At 30.5% G+C, this 20,303-nt stretch carries 19 protein-coding genes; 1 reads left to right on the forward strand and 18 read right to left on the reverse strand.

Translation table 11 applies throughout. The annotated features are described in order from the left end of the window. Window positions 1-13 precede the first annotated feature (13 nt). From KPL44_RS00295 to speD, 7 genes are all read right to left on the reverse strand, one after another. Window positions 14-1,168 (reverse strand): glucose-1-phosphate adenylyltransferase, encoded by a 1,155-nt coding sequence (locus KPL44_RS00295; protein ID WP_216247082.1) that lies wholly within the window; start codon window positions 1,166-1,168, stop codon window positions 14-16. Between the two features lie 160 nt (window positions 1,169-1,328). Beyond that, window positions 1,329-3,761, reverse strand: a complete 2,433-nt coding sequence (locus KPL44_RS00300; protein ID WP_331701824.1) for a glycogen/starch/alpha-glucan phosphorylase — start codon at window positions 3,759-3,761, stop codon at window positions 1,329-1,331. A gap of 83 nt (window positions 3,762-3,844) precedes the next feature. Continuing rightward, window positions 3,845-5,278, reverse strand: coding sequence for a glycogen synthase GlgA (gene glgA / locus KPL44_RS00305; RefSeq protein WP_216246379.1), 1,434 nt, complete (start codon window positions 5,276-5,278; stop codon window positions 3,845-3,847). A 73-nt stretch (window positions 5,279-5,351) separates the two neighbouring features. Continuing rightward, a complete protein-coding gene (glgD, locus tag KPL44_RS00310; protein ID WP_216246381.1) occupies window positions 5,352-6,461 on the reverse strand; it encodes a glucose-1-phosphate adenylyltransferase subunit GlgD in 1,110 nt (369 codons plus the stop codon). A gap of 18 nt (window positions 6,462-6,479) precedes the next feature. Next, the gene (locus KPL44_RS00315; protein WP_216246383.1) at window positions 6,480-7,634 is read right to left on the reverse strand and encodes a glucose-1-phosphate adenylyltransferase; all 1,155 of its coding nucleotides are present in this window, start codon (window positions 7,632-7,634) and stop codon (window positions 6,480-6,482) included. A 288-nt stretch (window positions 7,635-7,922) separates the two neighbouring features. Then, window positions 7,923-8,249: a hypothetical protein gene (locus KPL44_RS00320; protein ID WP_216246384.1), complete on the reverse strand. Its 327-nt coding sequence runs from the start codon at window positions 8,247-8,249 to the stop codon at window positions 7,923-7,925. 435 nt (window positions 8,250-8,684) lie between these two features. Then, window positions 8,685-9,503 (reverse strand): adenosylmethionine decarboxylase, encoded by an 819-nt coding sequence (gene speD, locus KPL44_RS00325; protein ID WP_216246385.1) that lies wholly within the window; start codon window positions 9,501-9,503, stop codon window positions 8,685-8,687. A 272-nt stretch (window positions 9,504-9,775) separates the two neighbouring features. Between speD and asd the strand changes: the two genes are divergently transcribed. Then, window positions 9,776-10,858, forward strand: coding sequence for an aspartate-semialdehyde dehydrogenase (asd, locus tag KPL44_RS00330; protein ID WP_216246386.1), 1,083 nt, complete (start codon window positions 9,776-9,778; stop codon window positions 10,856-10,858). Window positions 10,859-11,420: 562 nt separating this feature from the next. Here asd and KPL44_RS00335 read toward each other — a convergent pair. The 11 genes from KPL44_RS00335 to hemB form a co-directional block, all read right to left on the reverse strand. Next, entirely contained in the window at window positions 11,421-11,558 is a 138-nt protein-coding gene (locus tag KPL44_RS00335; protein ID WP_216246387.1) for a GyrI-like domain-containing protein, read from the reverse strand. Window positions 11,559-11,625: 67 nt separating this feature from the next. After that, window positions 11,626-12,123, reverse strand: a complete 498-nt coding sequence (locus tag KPL44_RS00340) for an HD domain-containing protein (RefSeq protein WP_216246388.1) — start codon at window positions 12,121-12,123, stop codon at window positions 11,626-11,628. A gap of 86 nt (window positions 12,124-12,209) precedes the next feature. Then, entirely contained in the window at window positions 12,210-13,001 is a 792-nt protein-coding gene (locus KPL44_RS00345) for an alpha/beta fold hydrolase (RefSeq protein WP_216246389.1), read from the reverse strand. Between the two features lie 86 nt (window positions 13,002-13,087). Next, window positions 13,088-13,846: an alpha/beta fold hydrolase gene (locus KPL44_RS00350; RefSeq protein ID WP_216246390.1), complete on the reverse strand. Its 759-nt coding sequence runs from the start codon at window positions 13,844-13,846 to the stop codon at window positions 13,088-13,090. Window positions 13,847-13,998: 152 nt separating this feature from the next. Next, window positions 13,999-14,451 carry a peptide deformylase gene (def, locus tag KPL44_RS00355; protein WP_216246391.1) on the reverse strand — a complete coding sequence of 151 codons (453 nt, stop codon included), beginning with the start codon at window positions 14,449-14,451 and terminating at the stop codon, window positions 13,999-14,001. Further along, window positions 14,432-14,689 (reverse strand): helix-turn-helix transcriptional regulator, encoded by a 258-nt coding sequence (locus KPL44_RS00360; RefSeq protein ID WP_216246393.1) that lies wholly within the window; start codon window positions 14,687-14,689, stop codon window positions 14,432-14,434. Before KPL44_RS00360 ends, def begins: the two co-directional genes overlap by 20 nt. A gap of 261 nt (window positions 14,690-14,950) precedes the next feature. Continuing rightward, complete coding sequence (locus tag KPL44_RS00365) at window positions 14,951-15,241, reverse strand: hypothetical protein (protein ID WP_216246395.1); 291 nt, start codon at window positions 15,239-15,241, stop codon at window positions 14,951-14,953. A 351-nt stretch (window positions 15,242-15,592) separates the two neighbouring features. Next, window positions 15,593-16,156, reverse strand: coding sequence for a precorrin-6Y C5,15-methyltransferase (decarboxylating) subunit CbiT (gene cbiT, locus KPL44_RS00370; RefSeq protein ID WP_216246397.1), 564 nt, complete (start codon window positions 16,154-16,156; stop codon window positions 15,593-15,595). Between the two features lie 104 nt (window positions 16,157-16,260). After that, window positions 16,261-17,592 (reverse strand): TM7S3/TM198-like domain-containing protein, encoded by a 1,332-nt coding sequence (locus KPL44_RS00375; protein WP_216246399.1) that lies wholly within the window; start codon window positions 17,590-17,592, stop codon window positions 16,261-16,263. 262 nt (window positions 17,593-17,854) lie between these two features. Next, entirely contained in the window at window positions 17,855-19,129 is a 1,275-nt protein-coding gene (gene hemL, locus KPL44_RS00380) for a glutamate-1-semialdehyde 2,1-aminomutase (RefSeq protein ID WP_216246401.1), read from the reverse strand. Window positions 19,130-19,230: 101 nt separating this feature from the next. Beyond that, a complete protein-coding gene (gene hemB, locus KPL44_RS00385) occupies window positions 19,231-20,196 on the reverse strand; it encodes a porphobilinogen synthase (RefSeq protein WP_216246403.1) in 966 nt (321 codons plus the stop codon). Between the last annotated feature and the right edge of the window lie 107 nt (window positions 20,197-20,303).

Raw genomic sequence — 20,303 nt, forward strand, 5'->3', positions numbered from 1 at the left:
CACCTCGTTTATTTTATAATTTAGTTAATATCTTTGAATTAGCTTTAATTTCGGCCCCTTCTTCTATAACAATAATATCGTTTCCATTTCCAATATATGAATCACGTCTTATGGTAACATTACTTCCTATAATAGCCTTATCTATAACCACATTATTTCCAATTTTAGTATTAGGCAGAATAACTGAATTAGTGATTTTAGTATTTTTCCCAACATGTACTCCTTGGAAAAGCACACAATTATTTATTTCTCCATACACAGTACAACCCTCATTTAACAAAACATTATTAATACTTGCATCCGGCCCTATATATTGCGGTGGAAGCATTGGATTGACTGTATATATCCTCCATTTGTCATCATGTATATCAAGCTCATTATTGTCAGATATCAAATCCATATTAGCGGACCAAAAACTATCAATAGTACCAACATCTCTCCAATATCCTTTGAATGGGAATGCATATAATTTTTGATTATTCTGGAGCATTTTTGGTATTATATTTTTTCCAAAATCATTACTAGATTGTTTATCAAGATTGTCCTCTTTTAAAAGTTTTTTAAGAACCTGCCAGTTAAAAATATAAACTCCCATAGAAGCTAAATTGTTTTTAGGTTTCTTAGGCTTTTCTTCAAATTCAAATATTCTGTAATCTTCCCTTGTGTTCATTATTCCAAACCTACTACACTCATCATCTGGTACTTCTATCACTGCAATAGTAACATCACTGCCTTTTTCTTTGTGATAATCTAGCATTTTTTCATAATTCATTTTATAAATATGGTCCCCCGATAAAACAATGACATATTCTGGTTCAAAATCATCAATATAATTTATATTTTGAAATATAGCATCGGCTGTACCGTTGTACCAATTGCCACCATCTTCACTTTGGTAAGGTGGAAGGAGACTTACTCCACCGTTTCTCCTGTCTAAATCCCATGGAGCCCCTATGCCTATATGTGCGTTTAATGCTAAAGGTTGGTATTGAGTAAGAACTCCCACTGTGTCGATACCTGAATTAGAACAATTGCTTAAAGAAAAGTCTATAATTCTATACTTTCCTCCAAATGGGACTGCAGGTTTTGCTATCATTTTTGTTAATTGTTTTAATCTTGATCCTTGACCACCTGCCAGTATCATTGCTATCATTTCTTTTTTCATGATAGTATTCTCCTTTCTACATTTTTTAGATCCTATATCACACAAAACATGTCAAATTCTATTTCATTTTATCAAAATCATAGATTAATATATACAATTTGTCAACAACGATTATAAAAAAATGCCATACTAGATAATTGTCTAGCATAGCATTGTAGTTAAATTACAACTTAATATTAACAGGTGGCGTATCCCAAATTTCTTTTGCATATTTTTTTATAGTATTATCACTAGAGAATATACCAGATTTGGAAATGTTTATAATTGACATTTGTTGCCAAATAGCTTTTTGCCTAAATAACCTATCAATCTCACTGTGAGCATTAACATACGCATCAAAATCTTTTAGCACAAAATACTCATCATTATTAGTTAGCAAACTCTCATATAAACCAGCAAATTCCGTTTTAGGTGTTTCTAAAAATCCATTTACCAATTGATCTAATATGGTTTTTATTCTCAAATCATTGTTATATATATCATAAGAATTATAAGTTTTATTCTTATAATACTCTATTACTTCTTGGGAGGTAAGACCAAATAATATAATATTTTCTTTTCCAACCGCATCAAATATCTCTACGTTTGCTCCGTCTAAAGTAGCTATTGTTATAGCACCATTCATCATAAATTTCATATTGCCAGTTCCTGAGGCTTCTTTTGATGCAGTTGATATCTGTTCACTTACATCTGCGCAAGGAATGATTTTCTCGGCAAGTGACACTCCATAATTTTCAAGAAATAATATTTTTATTTTTCCGCGAACTATAGGATCATTATTTATCTTACTTGCCAAAGTGTTAATAAGCTTAATAGTCTGTTTTGCTATATAATAACTAGGTGACGCTTTTGCCCCAAATATAAAAGTTCTTGGAACCATATCAATATTTGGATTTGCTAGTATCTGGTTATATAAATACATTATATGAAGTACATTTAAAGTTTGTCTTTTATATGAATGCATTCTTTTTACATGAACATCAAATATTGAACTCGGGTCTATTGAAGCTCCATACTTTGATAATACATGATTTGAAAAATTTATTTTATTATTTGTTTTTATAATTTGTGTTTTCTCTTGAAAAGCTGAATCCTTTGCATAATCCATTAATTTATTAAGATCATTCGGAGTTTTTATCCAACTATCACCAATAGTTTCTGTTATAAGTTTTGCAAGCTGAACATTGGAATTTAGTAACCACCTTCTATGAGTTATCCCATTAGTTTGGTTATTAAACTTTTGCGGAAAAAATTCATAAAAATTGGAAAGTTCTTGATGTTTTAATAATTCTGTATGAAGTTTTGCTACTCCATTAACAGAGTGTCCCCCTACAATTGCAAGGTATGCCATTCGTACATATCCATCATAAATAATAGACATATTATTTACTTTGCTCCAATCACCATTATACCTATGATAAACTTCATTACAAAAACGCCTATTTATTTCTTCAACAATCATATAAATTCTTGGAAGTAATTTTTTAAACATATCCACAGGCCATTTTTCTAATGCTTCTGCCATAATTGTATGATTCGTATAGGCTGTAGTTCTTGTTGTAACGTACCATGCATCATCCCAAGATAAGTTCTCCGTATCCATTAGAAGTCTCATTAGCTCGGCCACCGCTACTGCAGGATGAGTATCATTTATTTGCACTGCAACGTGTTTATGAAACTCAAGGAGCGATATTTTCTTCTTTTTATAATTTTTTATAATACTTTGAAGCCCAGCACTTACAAAAAAATACTCTTGCTTTAGTCTTAATAATTTCCCTTTTTCATAACTATCATCCGGATATAAAATTTGTGAGATAGCTTCTGCTGAATATTTATTCTCTCCAGCTTTTACATAGTTACCTTGACTAAAGGATGAAAAATCAAAATCTTCTTCCATAGTTTCGGCACTCCAAAGCCTTAAAGTATTTACAGTATTATTTTTATACCCTTTTATCGGAGTATCATAAGGCACTGCACGTACACATTCATAATTTTTATGAATAACTTTTGTTACCCCATTCTCATCCTCTAAATGCACATCTCCTCCAAATCTTACTTCGACAGCCTTATTTTCTTTTCTTATTTCCCATGCATTACCATTTTTTAACCAATTATCAGGAACCTCTACCTGATAACCATTTTCTATTTTCTGTTTAAATAATCCATATTTATACCTTATGCCACAGCCATGACCTGGTACCTGCGTCGACGCCATAGAGTCTAAAAAACATGCTGCTAGTCTTCCAAGTCCACCATTACCAAGCCCAGCATCTGCTTCTATATCCTCTACCTCAATCAAATTAATTCCTAGTTCGTGAAGTGCCTGCTCGCATATATCCTTAAGCCCGAGATTAACTAGGTTACTATTTAATAATCTACCAACCAAAAATTCCATAGAAAAATAATATACTTGTTTTCCTTTGTTTTTTGCATATTCCTTATTGCTTTCTATCCAAGGCTTTGCACAATAATCTTTTATGAGTGCACCTAACGCATAATATTGATGCAAAGGGGAAGCATCAACTGCTTCTTCTGCAAACATTGTTTGTAGTTTTTCTATATAATCCATTTTAAACATCTTTTTATCAATCACCACAACATTCACCACCTAAAATTTTAGATTTCGCTTATGTGCATAACATATTAAAAAATAAACATTATTTTTTTAAATGCTAACCATTATTTTTTTAGATTACTATATAATTTCATATAATTTTTAGCCGAATTTTCCCAACTATTATTTGAACTCATAGCATTCTGAACTAATTTGTTCCACGAATTTTTATCTTTGTACAAATCGAGAGCCCTATTTATAGTCTCAAGTAATTCTTTACCAGAATAATTATTAAAAGAAAATCCATTACCCTTACCAGTATATTTGTTATAAGGAATAATTGTGTCTTTAAGTCCTCCAGTTTCGCGTGTTATTGGGATACTTCCATATTTCAACGCTATAAGTTGACCTATACCACAAGGTTCAAATAATGATGGCATCAAAAACATATCTGAAGCAGCGTATATCTGCTGTGCTAATCCTTCATCAAAAATAATGTTTGTGGATATTCTACTTGGATAAATAGAAGCATAATACTGAAATATATCCTCATAATATTCATCACCATTACCAAGTAATACTATTTGAATAGGAAGACTAAGGAGTTCTTGTAATTTCTCCACAATTAGATCTAAACCCTTTTGTTTTACAAGTCTTGTAACAATCCCTATCATCGGTATACCCTCAGTTACTGGAAACCCTAGTTTTGCCTGAAGCTTTAATTTATTTTTAGCCTTTTGTTTTACATTTTTAATGTCGTAATTATATAATATTTTTTTATCAACTTTAGGACTATAGATTTCATAATCTATACCATTTACTATTCCATATAAGTTACTTGACCTTGAAGATAATAATCCATCTAGTCTTTCTCCATAAAAAGGAGTTTGAATTTCTTTTGCATATGTCTTACTTACTGTAGTTACAGCATCTGCGAATACAATTCCACCTTTCATAAAAGAGACAGAGTCATCAAATTTCATTTCATTTTCATTAAAATATTTCCAATCCAAATTTAGTAGATCGCCTAATACTTCTTTTGGAAATATTCCTTGATATTGCAAATTGTGTATAGTAAATACACTCTTTATCTTATTATATATATTATCTTCACTATACTTGTCTTTAAGGAGTATTGGTACAGGACCACATTGCCAATCATTGCAATGAATTATATCCGGTTTAAAATCTCCCATATATTTTATTGCTTCAAGCACTGCTTTGGAAAAATAAGCAAACCTCTCACCGTCATCATAATCTCCATAAATGTTAGGTCTTTTAAAATAATACTCATTATCTACAAAATAATAAGGAACTCCATCGTACATTAAATGTTCTAATCCACAATACTTATTTCTCCATCCAACCTCTACATTAAAAGAAGCTATGTTCTCCATGCAACTTCTAAATGATAAAGGAATGTTACTATATTTAGGTATAATTACCCTTGCATCTATTCCAATTTTTCTTAAAGCCTTAGGTAACGCATATGCCACATCCCCAAGACCTCCAGTTTTTATAAAAGGATACGCTTCCGACGCCACAAATAATACTTTCATATAAACCCCCCACTTTAAACAAACAAATAACATATTATTGTAGTTGTTTGTTTGTCTCCTAAATTTAATGTTTTTACGTTCTAATTTTTTTCTCTATAACAACTGGGAACTCTTCATCACCCTCAAGTACTGTATTCTCACTTATAACAGTATTTTTATCAATTATAACGTTAGTGAGTTTACAGCCTTTTTTTATTTCACAATTCTGAAATATTATGCAATTCTTAATAACAGCACCAGCCTCAACAGTAACCCTTCTTGAAATTACACTTCTTTCTATTTTCCCTTTCAAAATACATCCATTTGAAATCAAACAATTATTAACTTCTGACCCATTAAAATATTTAGTAGGAGCTTCATCTTTACTTTTTGTATATATTCGGCCATTGTTAAAAAATAATTCCTTGGTTATTTTAGCGTTTAACATGTCCATACTGGTTTTGTAATAATTCTGAATCGAATTTACACACTGAAGATAACCCTTAAACTCATATGCATTTACGTTATATTTTGATACTTCATTATATATAGCCGTCTTTATTGAATTATAACTTCCTGTCTGAATACACCTGTTTACAATACTTATAAGGGTGGTCTTTTTCATTATAAACATTTCCATTGATATATTTAATTTTTCCTCAGAACCTATGTTTTTACCAATGCTCAAAACTTTGTTATCTTCATCAATATATAATGTACTACAATTCATATAATGTTTTTTTCCATTATTTGTTTTTTTGTATATTAAAGTTATGTCACTGCCGGACTGCTCATGGTACTTAGCTGCCTCATTATAATTCATGTTACATATCATATATGAAGAAGATATTATTACATACTCTTGCTTAGTTCTATATATATATTCCATATTACTACTTAATACGTCTATATCCCTTAATTGCGATCTTTCTGATGTAAGATTAAATACAAATAATCCATTTAGTTTTCTATCTAAATCCCAAGGTTTCCCTGAACCTACATGATCAACTAAAGACCTAGATTTTGTGTTTGTGAATATACCTATATTATGAATACCCGAATTAACCATATTTGAAAGCACAAAGTCAATGATTCTATACCTTCCACCTATTGGTATAGATGCTATAGGTCTTGATTTTGTAAGACTTTTAATATTATCTTCTTCTTCATTTAACATTAACATTCCTATATAGTTTTTAAGCATTTTGACACCTCCTTAATTTTATAATTTACTTACTACCTTTAAATCAGCTTTAATTTCACGACCCTTTTCTATAACAATAATATCTCGACCATTGCCAATATATGAGTTACGTCTTATAACAACATCGCTTCCTATAATCGCTTTATCTATAACCACATTATTTCCTATTTTAGTATTAGGCAAAATAACTGAATTGGATATCTTCGATCCTTTTCCAACATGTACATCTTGAAAAAGAACACAATTATTTACTTCACCAAGTACCGTGCACCCCTCATTAAGCATTGCATTATTTATAATTGCATCAGGTCCTATATATTGTGGTGGAAGCATTGGATTAACTGTATATATTCTCCATTTATCGTCGTGCATATCAAGTTTATTATCATCAGATAATAAATCCATATTAGCCGACCAAAAACTTTCAATAGTACCAACATCTCTCCAATATCCTTTGAAATGATATGCAAACAACTTCTGTTCATTGTTTAACATTTTTGGTATTATATTTTTACCAAAATCATTACTAGATATTTCATCACGGTTATCATCTTTTAAAAGTTGCTTAAGTACTGGCCAACTAAAAATATAAACTCCCATAGATGCCAAATTACTTTTAGGATCTTTGGGTTTTTCTTCAAATTCAAATATGCTACCATCTTCAAGAGTATTCATTATTCCAAATCTACTACACTCATCCCTTGGGACTTCTATTACCGCAATAGTGGCATCGCCACCCTTTTCTTTGTGATAATCTAACATTTTTGAATAATCCATTTTATAAATATGGTCTCCTGATAAAATAAGAACATATTCTGGGTCAAAGCTATCAATATAATTTGTATTTTGGAATATCGCATCAGCTGTCCCCTTGTACCAATTACCACCGTCTTCACTTTGGTAAGGTGGAAGAAGACTCACCCCTCCATTTCTTCTATCTAAATCCCAAGGAGCGCCTATTCCTATATGAGAGTTCAGTGCCAATGGTTGGTATTGAGTGAGAACCCCTACTGTGTCAATATCAGAATTAGAACAATTACTTAAAGAAAAATCTATAATTCTATATTTCCCTCCGAATGGTACTGCAGGTTTTGCCGTCATTTTCGTTAATTGCTTTAGGCGTGATCCTTGACCTCCTGCGAGTATCATAGCTATCATCTCTTTTTTAACCATTCTAATCTTCCCCCTTTTATACTTAAGCTATCGTGACCTAATATATACTTGTTTTTAATAAAACATCATGCTTTTCTTTTTTTATAAAAATTATAGATAATGCTGGCAGCGTAATATTTATACAATAAGGTTTATTGTTTAACTTATTATTACCACCAAACATACTGTTATCACTATTAAATACTTCCACGCAATTTACTAATTAAGTAATATATTCTTTAATAATCCAATGGATGCTCCATCACAGGGAGCAATTCTATATGAGCATATCCCATGTATATTACACAACTAAGAAGCTTGTCTGCAATTTCCATATGGGTCAGCCTTAAAAAGTACTTTTCCATCATTTGTTATTATTTTATATTTATATAAATCACCATCTTTGATCTCTTCGATAAAAATGTTAAAGAAACCTGATTTTCCTATATTTTTCATGGAATGCTTATACCCATCCCAATTATTAAAATCCCCAACCACCATCACGTCTTTTGCATTTGGTGCCCATACTGAAAATTCAGCTCCCCTTTCGCCATTTTTTATTTTAAGTTTACATCCCATAAATTTGTAACTATTAAATTCATGTCTATGAGATAAGAAAGCCTCTACGTTGTTCATATCTCCCCCCTTCAAACCCTAAACAAATTATAATTTATACGAATCTTCTTTGATTCCTATAATAGTAAACACATCACTAAAGTATAAATATCATATGTTAAATTTTTATCAAACAAAATTTTACTTTATTTACTTTTATTTATTTAAAATGTTTTTAATAACATATTTACAATATATTATAAATTATACCATATAAATTAGTAGATGTGTGGTAAAAATTGTAATTAATTTTTTAAAATAATTATAGAATTAATTATTTTTATTTCAATAAATTTTGAAATCGTTTAGATAATAGAGTAATTTTTATTATTCAAGCACATTTAAATATTTAACAAAATCAATTAATTGTCATTTATTTAAATATGCTTTTTATGTGTTTTCTGTATGTTTTTATATATTATTCCTACATATTTTTAATATAACATTAATATAACATTAATCATTAGAAATATCCATACCATAAAATATTTCTTTCATTTCTTTTTCAAGTTTTGCAACAATACTCGCTTTTTCATCCTCATTTAAATCTTCTTGTTTAATCTCGAACAAATAATTATCAAGTTCAAAGTCATTTAATATCATTTTTGTATGAAATATATTTGATTGATATATATTCATATCCATTAAGGTATACCTATCAATTGTTTCTTTAGCAATATAATTTTGTATAGAATTAATTTCATGATCTATAAAATGTTTTTTACCATCCATATCGCGAGTAAACCCACGAACTTTATAATCAATAGTAATAATATCTGAATCAAAACTATCTATTAAATGATTTAGAGCTTTTAATGGTGAAATTTCACCACAAGTAGCTACATCTATATCAACTCTAAAAGTACTTATATCATTTTGAGGATGACTTTCAGGATAAGTATGAACCGTTACATGACTTTTATCTAAATGCCCTACAATATTCTCCCTAATTGGAGTTAGAATCCCCCTATTACAAGAAGGGTCTACCACATATAATGGAATTTCTTCCTCTGAAATAAGTAATGTTACACTTGCTCCTTGTGGATCATAATCCTGCTTCGCAATATTTAATACACTAGCACCTATCATTTGCGTAACATCCGTGAGAATTTTTGTTAACCTCTCAGCATTATATTGTTCATCAATATATTCTATATATTTCTTTCGATCCTCAGTTGTTTTTGTATAACAAACATCATAAATATTAAAACTTAATGATTTTGTTAGGTTGTTAAATCCATATAGTTTTATTTTGTTTTTGTCATTTTTAGCCAACTTTATTCCCCATTTCTTTTAGTCTTTTTATGGAAAATTATATGACTTATTACTTCATTATAAAGTCATAAATTTTTCATCCATAACCATTCTATATAATAAATTGCTTGAAGTATATACTTTTTAACATTATAATCATTTATAATAGTAACATATAAAATTTTTATGTTTATTATTACTATTCCCAATATAACATGAGTATGAGTTTATTCATGTGCAATATTTGTAATTTTACACATTTATACATCATTAGAATCGGAGGTATTAATACAATGAAAAAACTAAAAGTCGGATTATTAGGTGGAACTGGATTTGTTGGTCAACGTCTTGTTACACTACTTGAAAATCACCCTTATTTTGAAATAGCTGTTATTGCTGCTAGTGAGAACTCTGTGGGTAAAACTTATTTTGACGCAGTAAATAAAAGGTGGAAATTGGATGTTCCAATGCCTGAAAACGTCAAGAATATAGTAATAAAAAACATAAACGAAGTAGATTTAATAAGCAGTGAGGTAGATTTCGTCTTTTGCGCTGTTAATATGCCAGCAAATGAAATAAGAGCAATTGAGGAAAGTTATGCCAAAGCTGAAACTCCTGTAATTTCAAATAACTCTGCACATCGAAGTACTCCAGATGTTCCAATGGTTATTCCAGAAATAAATGCAGACCATTTCAAATTAATCGATGTACAACGGAGGAGACTGGGAACTAAGAGAGGTTTTATTGCTGTAAAACCAAACTGCTCAATCCAAAGTTATGTCCCTGCTATAAGTGCTCTTCTAGAATACAAACCTACAAAAATATTAGTTTGCACATATCAAGCTATATCTGGATCAGGTAAAATTTTCTCAGACTGGCCAGAAATTATTGATAATGTTATCCCATATATAGGTGGAGAAGAAGAAAAGAGTGAACAGGAACCTCTAAAGATTTGGGGTCATATAGAAAATGATAAAGTAGTTAATGCAAAGGCACCTATAATTTCAACTCAATGCATACGGGTTCCTGTGGCTGATGGTCACTTAGCTGCTGTCTTTGTTTCCTTTGAAAAGAAACCATCAAAAGAAACTATTTTAGAAAAATGGGCAACTTACAAAGGAAAACCTCAAGATTTGAAGCTTCCAAATGCTCCTGAAAAGTTCTTAACATACTTTGAGGAAAATGATAGACCTCAAACGCGCCTTGATAGGAATATTGAAAAAGGTATGGGAATATCACTTGGTAGACTACGAGAAGACAAAATATTTGATTATAAATTTGTTTGTTTATCCCACAATACTCTACGTGGTGCAGCTGGTGGTGCAGTGTTATCTGCTGAGCTTCTAATGAATGAAGGTTACCTAACTTCTAAATAAAAAGTGTAATCCAATGAACTTCCTCTTACGCGAATTGAAATAAAAGTTTGAAACATGAAATTCCTTTAAGAAATTCTAATCTTTTGAAAGTAAAAATTCTCTATCGCTCACATTCGGCTTGCAGCCGGTTCGCTAGCCTGGCCTTCTGCCAGGCTCACGTGGATTTTTACTTTCAAAAGAAGAATTTCTAAATGGGATTTCAATTGTTTCTGCTCTTCTTATTTCAATCCACTTCCAGAGGAAGTTCATTTTATTATGTGTTGCTACATTTAGAAAAAGGGGCTCTTCCGTTCCTTTGGAACGGAAATCGTATAGTAACAAAACATGGTAGTAAAACATAAATTTTTAAAAACAATAGTTGGGAAAAGCTAAGGACAATCGGCTCAGACTCGATAGGATATCCGATGGTATGTATTTTAGAAATAAAAGATAAGCGGAAGGGTATGTTAAACCTTCTGCTTATCTTTATTATTTTACAACCTATAAAATGATAGCTAAATTTTAAGTTTCCTTTAATTCAAATTATGGGTATCGCCAACATTTCTACTCTTCTATTCATAGCCTATATTTCTTCTACTCGATACCACAATTCACAAAATTCTTCGCCTTTATTATTCATACAATACATTTCGAAGTTGCCACCATCTAAAATTTTATATTTTGCAGTTTGAATCCATTCTGAAAAAATACGTTTTTTCAACGTGGCTAAATCTAATTTACCTGGTTCATAGGTATTTGTAGGGAAAATAGCTCCATTTAGCAAGTTTTTAATCTTTTATTATGTACATTTCAAAGCAAAGTTTTCGTCCTGATTCAGTTTTAAAAATTTTATTATAAGTATTTTGTATAGTCTCTTTATCATTTTGATTTTCATATAAATTCACAAGGAAATCTGCCTCTACTAGAATCTGATAATCAATCCCATCAATATTTGAATAAGTATGGTGGTGAGCTACCAAATAACTTACCCTCTCAATTACCTCCTTCTTAAATTCAAGTCTGTTTAACAATTTTTCTGCGTAAATAGGTCCTTCCTTTTCCTGAAGCTTACCATTACATTTTCCATATTTTTTCATAGAAACTTTAATCCCTATGTCATGAACAATAGCGGCCACCTCTAAAATTTCCATGTTATAAGATGAAATTTTCTCCATGCTACCAATCAGCTTTGCAAACGCATGTACCTTTATAAAATGTTGGATTAATTCTGGCGCGCCTTCATCAAATTTAAACATTTCTAAAATTAAACAGTTAATTTTATTCATATTAATCCTCCCTAAAATTATAAAACCTTATTTCTTGATTTTGATTTATATAACCAAAGCAACTTAACTGTAATTATTGATTATGCTCATAATCCACAAATGAAATTATTTATTTCTTTGTTAACATCATCATAATTATCCGCATTAGAAAAATGTGACGCACCTTTGATTATATGAAGCGGATAGCCCTCTTTTTTCGACCACGCTTCACAATACTGCTTTACTTTTCCTATTTTGTCATATTCACCCACCAAAATTAGAACAGGGAAATTATAATGTACTGATTCTTTTCTATCAAAAACTCTACCATAAGCTATGCCCATTTGTTCAACAATATCTGACTTGCTCAAAGGCTTTAGCATTTTAAGCATCATATCATAAGCATATTGTGTTTTTGAAACAGATTTTGCAATACTATTACGCAACCTTTTATCAGTAAAACATCTTGCTATGGGTTCAACCTGTTTCAACCACCATCTGTCTAATACAGAATAGTAGCACAAGCCTAATGGTGTAGTATCTAAAGCAATAAACGCAGTTACTTTACCTGGATATTGTATTGCAAATTCTTGACTTGGGTATCCACCCATTGACATGCCAACCAATATTACCTGCTGAATATTCTCACCATCAAGTATTGTTTTCAATTCTATAGCAGTATTTTCATAAGAAAAATTAGTATAAGGACGAGATTCTCCATGCAAAGGGACATCCCATGTAATAACAGTATATTTATTTGAAAAATAGTCAACCTGTTTATCAAACATCATATGATTCGCAGTTAACCCATGTGTGAAAACAATGCATCTTGCATTTTCAATTTTGTTTATCCAATAATGAGTTGTCCCACGCTCCGATTTTACACTTTTATGTTCCATATTTAATTTACCTCACTTTAGCAAAATATAAATAATATTTAACTCTCCATATCAATAGGTTTGGATTCATAAACACATATAGATTATTATTCTTTTATATTATTCGAAAAAAGTTGTTGCAGTAAATCAAGATATTTCTCTGGATAGATTAGACTTATTTCTCCATGTCCACTTTTCTTTATTATCTTCAAAAAACTGCCATTAATAGTTTCATGAAGTAGCGAAGCAGATTTTTTCATTATTGATAATTCTTTTTCACCAACTAATATTAATACTTTTGCTTTTGTATTACACAAAGTTTTCGGCATTGGATAATTCCCATTACTTTTAGTAATATTTATTAATGATTCCTTCGTAATTTTTGAACTTTCTTCATAATAGGTCTCAAACAAATCATCTGGTACGTTTAGTGTCTTGGCCTGTAGCTTTGCAAACCACCTTTTTTTAGTTAGCCCATAACACATATTATATATTGGTACAGCTAATGCACTTGCAAGCTTCATTGGATAAACTAAAGCACTTTCTATAACAGCATTATCCGTAATATCTTTTTCTCTAGAAAGTATTTCAACAGTTATTTGAGCACCGATAGATAGACCACAGATTGCAAAAACTTTTCCATTATAATTGTCTTTTATATATTTAATAACCTGCTCACCCGATTTTTTTATACTTATAAAATTGGTATCAAATGCATCGCCTTGTCCATCAATAATAGGTGTTACAATATAATATTTTTTTTGTAAAACCTCAATTTGTGGTTTCCATGACCACCAAGACAATCCACCCCCATGAAGAAAAATAATAACAGGCATACTTCTATTTCCAAACTCTTTAAATATCATGTGCTCTCCCCCTCCATAGATTACCCCCATTTTATTGAGCTACTCTACCTCTGCTGAGATATAATAGGTTTAGAATTGATAATATCCTACCATTTTAAGAACGTTAATAATATTATTTATCAACTTCTATTAAGTTTATAAATTCAATAACATTACTTTATATATTCAGTAACTAAATCAGTAAAAAGAATGCCTTCTAAATGATCTATTTCATGGCAAAAACATTTTGCTAAATCTCCTGTACCAGTCAATATAATCTCATCACCATTTTCATTCAATGCTTGCACAGTAACCTTTGCAGGTCTTTTTAACTTTCCAAATGTATTTGGAATGCTTAAACATCCCTCTGTAACTTCTTGAATACCTTCATGCTTAATTATCCTTGGATTAACTAGTTTTATAAGTCCTTGCCCCATATCTATTACAACTAATCGTTTTAATATTCCTACTTGTGGGCCTGCTAATCCTCCACCATTTTCTGTATTATACATAGTTTCTGCCATATCACTTAGTATTTGTCTTATTTTATCATCTACCAATTCAACTATTCTGCTCTTTTTTCTTAATATTTCATCATCGAAAAGTCTAATTTGTCTTAATGCCATTTAAAATACACCCCCTACTTTGTTGTGCTCTTGATTTTCTTACACTTTCTTTAAAGAGAAAAATTTCCTCTATAGGACTGTGGAAGGTCTTACAAATATCATAAGCTAACCATATAGACGGCTCAAATTTTTCTGTTTCAATGGAATTAATTGCTTGTCTTGATACACCTATAAGTTCTCCTAATTGTTCTTGTGTTAATCCAAGTGATTCACGAAATTCTTTTACTCTATTTTTCATTAATTGACGCCTCCATAATGTTAACATTATATTGTAAAATATAACATTATTTTATTTCCATATCAAGTCAACCTTACATAATATAGAATAGTTAAACTTGTTATCTATAACAAACTTCGAGTTTATCTACAATGATATATGCATCGCTCTTTTATGCTTTAGATAACCTTATACAAATAAAAATAACATGCTAATTAATTTTATAATTAGCACGTTATTGCCTTCTGCTTCTCTTTTATATTTTACAACATTTATGAATTTTTATACTCCCCAAATGAGAGTTCCTACATACATAAGAATCATTGGCCAAAATAGTAATATAACATTAATTGCTATTAAAAATACCCCTAATTTTGTTTTATGTTTAATTAATCCAATTATTGAAAGGATTCCACCAATAATTGCAAATATAGATGGTCCGAAATATAATAATAGTCCTTCTAAACGTGTAGAATGAGTCGGTATTAGTTGAATAAACTCATTTACTAATACCAAAAGGGATACTATTAAAATGCCTAATGAACATTTTGTAAATATACTTTCTTTTTTCACAGACCCATACCTCCTTAAACTATAAATAGTTTCACTTTTTCACAATTTAGTTTATTATTTTTTTATGTATTATCACTCTTAGGTTATTATTACGATGCTACATACTAATATGACTTTCTCGGTCAGTGACTCAAAATAAGAAGAGCAGAAACAATTGAAATTCTATTTAAAATTCTTCTCTTGCAAATATAAAATTCTCGTGAGACTGCTACAAGCAGTCTAGCGAACCGGCTGAAAGCCGAATGTGAGCGAAAGAGAATTTTCTATTTGCAAGAGATTAGAATTTCTCAATGGAATTTCATGTTTCAAACTCTTATTTGGATTCACAAAAACGAAAGTCATAGGAATACCCTATATTTTTTTCCCAGTTACCACAAATATAGGATTATTAGCCATTAACATATAACTCTTTCCTTTTGTTTTACTTACTTGAATTTGTACACATTCTACTTCATATTTTAACCCTTTTAAAGCTTCCATAGCCTTGTATACATTATTTATAGTTATAAAGTTTAAAACAATATTTTTGCCTTTTTTAAGTTTATCTCCATACTTTTCAATAATGTCAGCTATATTTCCACCACTTCCGCCTACAAATATAGCGTCAAATTCTCCTATTATGTTTGACTCTATCTCCATAGCCTGGTCATTTATTATTTCTAAGTTACTTGTCTTAAACTTTTCTTTATTTTGTTTTAAAACCTCTAACGCCTCATTATCTTTTTCTATAGCTATAACTTTACCATTTTTACAGATCTGCGCTATCTGAATACTTACAGATCCTGTTCCAGCGCCAATATCTATAACTCTATAATTATCTTCAAGTTCTAGCTTTACTACACTTAATATTCTTACTTCTTCCTTTGTCATTGGGCAATTGCCCCGTATAAATTCATCGTCTTTAATAAACCTCATATTTTTGGACCTCCTGATTTATTCCACTACAATATATATTTCTATTATACAACAGAAGCATATATTTCAGAAATCTTCTTTTAGTTTATACGGAAATTAATTTTTTACTTTTCACTATGTTTTACAACCGCCGCTTCCCCAGCCTCTTTATCCGTAACTTGCTTTATTTGCCTAGATAATCTTCCACCACAGTTTCTACAAAAATTATCAGTTATATTGTTCACTTCACCGCAGTTCCAACAATACGTAATTTCTTTAACGTTGTTTTCTTGATGTGGTTTTTTTCTTTGTTTGTTAAACAACTCTACCACCCTATTTTTAAAACTAACGACACTTTCTGATTTAAAAAAATATTTCAATGCTATAAATGAAATGAATCCTGTAATTACTGTATCAATTAATACAATAGGTAAATTATCTGCAGAAGAAGGTATCATTACTAATTTCGAGATTGTAACAAATGAAAAAGCTATAGCAATGGCATTATATTTTTTTCTTGCAAAACATAAGATGCCTATAAATAGTAATAATGAAATATTACCATCTCTTAGTCCACTCGCCATGAATAAAGGATATATAATTACTATGAAGCATGCAAAGTATAAAATATATTCAACAAATGGCATTATATATTTTAGAATTTTAATGGAATATAATGCTCCCTCAAGATTCACTGATACTTCATTCAAGGTTAGTCCATTTGTTTTTTCCATAACAATTAAATTTTCTATTTCAATTTTATTTTTTACCTTTTCAAAAAAATTGCTACTTGATTTCATTGATGAGTCCTTTATTGATGAAACAATTAGCGTGTTATTTTGTGAGTTATCTTCATTTACAATACTAATTTTCTTATTTGTTGCAAATTGCAATATCATTCCAAATATAGCAAACAAAACACCTATAATTATACTAGTTGCAAAACTGCTTATGTCTAATATTTTAGCTAAACTTATTCCCGCAATTAATCCACCTGATAAACTTGTGGAAACAATTATTACTGGTCTTACAAAAAAAACACTTAATACCCCTAAAACCAATGCCATAATAATTCCTAATGTAACCGCCTGTGTAATTACATAGCCTAATAAAAATCCCATAACCCCACAGAGTATAAAAATACCTACTTTATACAATTTAAATGTTATAAATGCGCCTAGCAAAGCAGATAGTATAACAATTAACATCGCCATACCTGCATTGCCCGAGCTAGTATTAACAACTACTCCACCCATTATTCCAAATGTAAAAAAGCCACAAACAGTAACCCAAAACTTAAACAGCTTATACCCTAAAAAACATTGTAAGAATGTAAATAAAAACGTTACGACTGCAATAATCCTTATACATTCGCTAGCAAAACCACTGATTCCAGTGGGATCTTCTACCATAGAATTAAGCTGTTGTAAAACAGCCAAAAATCCAGATATTCGCATAAAACCACTCCTTTTATAATAATTTTGCATATGGTATATGAGATTATTTTTATATCACAATTTGTTTTCTCTTAATAGAGTATTCAACTTAATAAGCATATATTTATAACTTTTGGAGAAATCAATAATTAAATCATCTCCTGGGTCGCTGTAATATTAAATAACCTATGTTTATTAAAAAAGTGCTCAAGTGATTTAAAATTAATCACTTGAGCACTTTTTTAGAAAAAATGAAACAGCAAATAAGGTTATTCTTAACTTCTTATAATTCAAAACTCCTAAATGCCTCTAAGAATGATTCAATATCCTTATCCATATGTTTAGTGCATAAGAATATTGCTTCAAATTGAGAAGGTGCAATATTTATCCCACTTTTTATCATATGTTCAAAATATCTTGCAAATAATTTTGCATCACAAGTTTTAGCATCCTCAAAATTCTTAACTTCACTCTTCTTTGTAAAGAAAGCTGTAATCATTGAACCACATCTATTGACTACCATAGGTATCCCTTTTTCTTTTGCAATTTCTAGTAATCCCTTTTGAAGTTTTTGTGATAGCTTTTCCATGTTTTCATAAACACTTGGATTGTTATAAAGCTTAGTTAAGCTTGCATAACCTGCTGCCATTACAACTGGATTTCCAGACATTGTACCAGCTTGATAAACTGGTCCCATAGGTGATAACATCTCCATTATTTCTTTTTTACCACCATAAGCACCACAAGGAAGTCCGCCTCCCATGATTTTTGCATAAGTAATTAAATCAGGTTGTATTCCATATATGCTTTGTGCCCCTTTATATGCTACCCTAAATCCACTCATTACTTCGTCAAAAATAAGTAGACTCTTATATTTATCACATATTTTTCTAAGTTCTAATAAAAACTCTTTCTCTGCTGGAATAACTCCCATATTACCTGCTACTGGTTCAATAATTACGCAAGCAATATCATCACCATATTTCTCAAACAAAACTTTTACACTTTCTATATCATTGTAATTTGCTATTAATGTATTTACAATACTTTCTTTAGGAACCCCTGCAGAACCTGGTATTCCCTCAGTAAGCACTCCTGAACCTGCTTCGACTAAAAATCCACCAGCATGTCCGTGATAACATCCTGCAAATTTAATCATTTTATTCTTTTTTGTATAACCTCTTGCAAGTTTTACTGCACTCATAGTAGCTTCTGTACCTGAATTAACCATTCGAATCATCTCTACGCTGTCTACAGTTGAACAAATATGTTTTGCAAGTTTTAATTCTATCTCTGTAGATGCACCAAAAGCAATCGCCTGGGCTGCAGTATTTTGTATAGCTTTTACTACATCATCATCACAATGCCCAAGTATCATAGGACCCCAAGCACATACGAAATCTATGTATTTATTACCATCTTCATCATAAATGTAAGCCCCTTTACCTTTTTTAATAATCGGAGGAGTTACAGCTACATCTTTATATGCTCTTACTGGACTATTAACACCACCAGGCATATACTTCTTTGATTCATTAAATATATCTAAATTTCTCATAGTAATTTCCTCTTTTCTAAATATTTGATTTTAATTCTTTCCCCTCAATAGATATTTAGGACTCAATTATCTATAATAAATTGTAAACCTCAAGTTCACAATTACTCTTTAAGCCACTTACATAAATCAATTGCATAATAAGTAATTATCATATCTGCTCCTGCTCTTTTCATAGATAAATGCATTTCCATAGCTATAGCTTTTTCATCAATAAAGCCCATCTTTGCAGCAGCTTTTACCATTGCAAATTCTCCACTAACACTATAAGCGGCTACTGGAACATCATGTCTATCTCTCGACCATCTCACTACATCTAAATATGATAATGCTGGTTTAACCATTATAATATCTGCGCCCTCTTCAACGTCAGCATCTATTTCTCTCATGGCTTCTCTTATATTTGCTGGATCCATTTGATAAGCTTTTCTATCTCCAAATTGTGGCGTTGAATTAGCGGCTTCTCTAAAGGGGCCATAAAACGCTGAGGAGTATTTTGCACTATAAGCCATTATTAATACATCTTTATATCCATTACTATCTAAAAGTTCTCTTATTGCAGCAACATGTCCATCCATCATATCAGATGGCGCTACCATATCAGCTCCAGATCGAGCATGAGATAATGCTATTTCTGCTATATATTTTAGACTCTTATCATTATCAACTTTCGTTCCCTCTAGTATTCCACAATGTCCATGACTTGTATATTCACACATACATACATCAGTTATTATAACTAAATCTTTTGATATTTCGCGAACTTTTTTAACTCCTCTTTGAATTATGCCATTTTTATCGTAAGCACCGCAGCCTACTTCATCTTTATGATCCGGTAATCCGAATAAAATTACTCCACGTACTCCTACCTTGATAACCTCTTCAATAATCTCATGAAGCCTATCTAAAGAAAAATGATAATTCCCTGGCATTGAAGATATCTCTTCTTTAATATTTTCACCTTCTACTACAAATATAGGAAATATAAAATCTGATGGAGTTAATACTGTTTCACGTACCAAATCTCTTATATATTTTGTTTCTCTTAATCTTCTATTTCTTTTGAACAAAGTTATCCACTCCTAGTTAAATATATTTTAATGTTATCCACAATTTATTATTAAGTAATCACAAAATTGTTATTAAATAATCACAAAATTGTTATTAATAATCATTT

It is taken from the genome of Clostridium sp. DSM 17811, assembly GCF_018861905.1.
Lineage (GTDB): Bacteria > Bacillota > Clostridia > Clostridiales > Clostridiaceae > Clostridium_AD > Clostridium_AD frigoriphilum.

Excerpts from the sequence above, each read along its gene's own strand:
- glgA (WP_216246379.1), bottom strand. The coding sequence starts at position 5,278 with ATGAAAGTATTATTTGTGGCGTCGGAAGCGTATCCTTTTATAAAAACT.
- glgD (WP_216246381.1), bottom strand. The coding sequence starts at position 6,461 with ATGCTTAAAAACTATATAGGAATGTTAATGTTAAATGAAGAAGAAGAT.
- KPL44_RS00315 (WP_216246383.1), bottom strand. The coding sequence starts at position 7,634 with ATGGTTAAAAAAGAGATGATAGCTATGATACTCGCAGGAGGTCAAGGA.
- KPL44_RS00320 (WP_216246384.1), bottom strand. The coding sequence starts at position 8,249 with ATGAACAACGTAGAGGCTTTCTTATCTCATAGACATGAATTTAATAGT.
- asd (WP_216246386.1), top strand. The coding sequence starts at position 9,776 with ATGAAAAAACTAAAAGTCGGATTATTAGGTGGAACTGGATTTGTTGGT.
- KPL44_RS00340 (WP_216246388.1), bottom strand. The coding sequence starts at position 12,123 with ATGAATAAAATTAACTGTTTAATTTTAGAAATGTTTAAATTTGATGAA.
- KPL44_RS00345 (WP_216246389.1), bottom strand. The coding sequence starts at position 13,001 with ATGGAACATAAAAGTGTAAAATCGGAGCGTGGGACAACTCATTATTGG.
- KPL44_RS00350 (WP_216246390.1), bottom strand. The coding sequence starts at position 13,846 with ATGATATTTAAAGAGTTTGGAAATAGAAGTATGCCTGTTATTATTTTT.
- def (WP_216246391.1), bottom strand. The coding sequence starts at position 14,451 with ATGGCATTAAGACAAATTAGACTTTTCGATGATGAAATATTAAGAAAA.
- KPL44_RS00360 (WP_216246393.1), bottom strand. The coding sequence starts at position 14,689 with ATGAAAAATAGAGTAAAAGAATTTCGTGAATCACTTGGATTAACACAA.
- cbiT (WP_216246397.1), bottom strand. The coding sequence starts at position 16,156 with ATGAGGTTTATTAAAGACGATGAATTTATACGGGGCAATTGCCCAATG.
- KPL44_RS00375 (WP_216246399.1), bottom strand. The coding sequence starts at position 17,592 with ATGCGAATATCTGGATTTTTGGCTGTTTTACAACAGCTTAATTCTATG.
- hemL (WP_216246401.1), bottom strand. The coding sequence starts at position 19,129 with ATGAGAAATTTAGATATATTTAATGAATCAAAGAAGTATATGCCTGGT.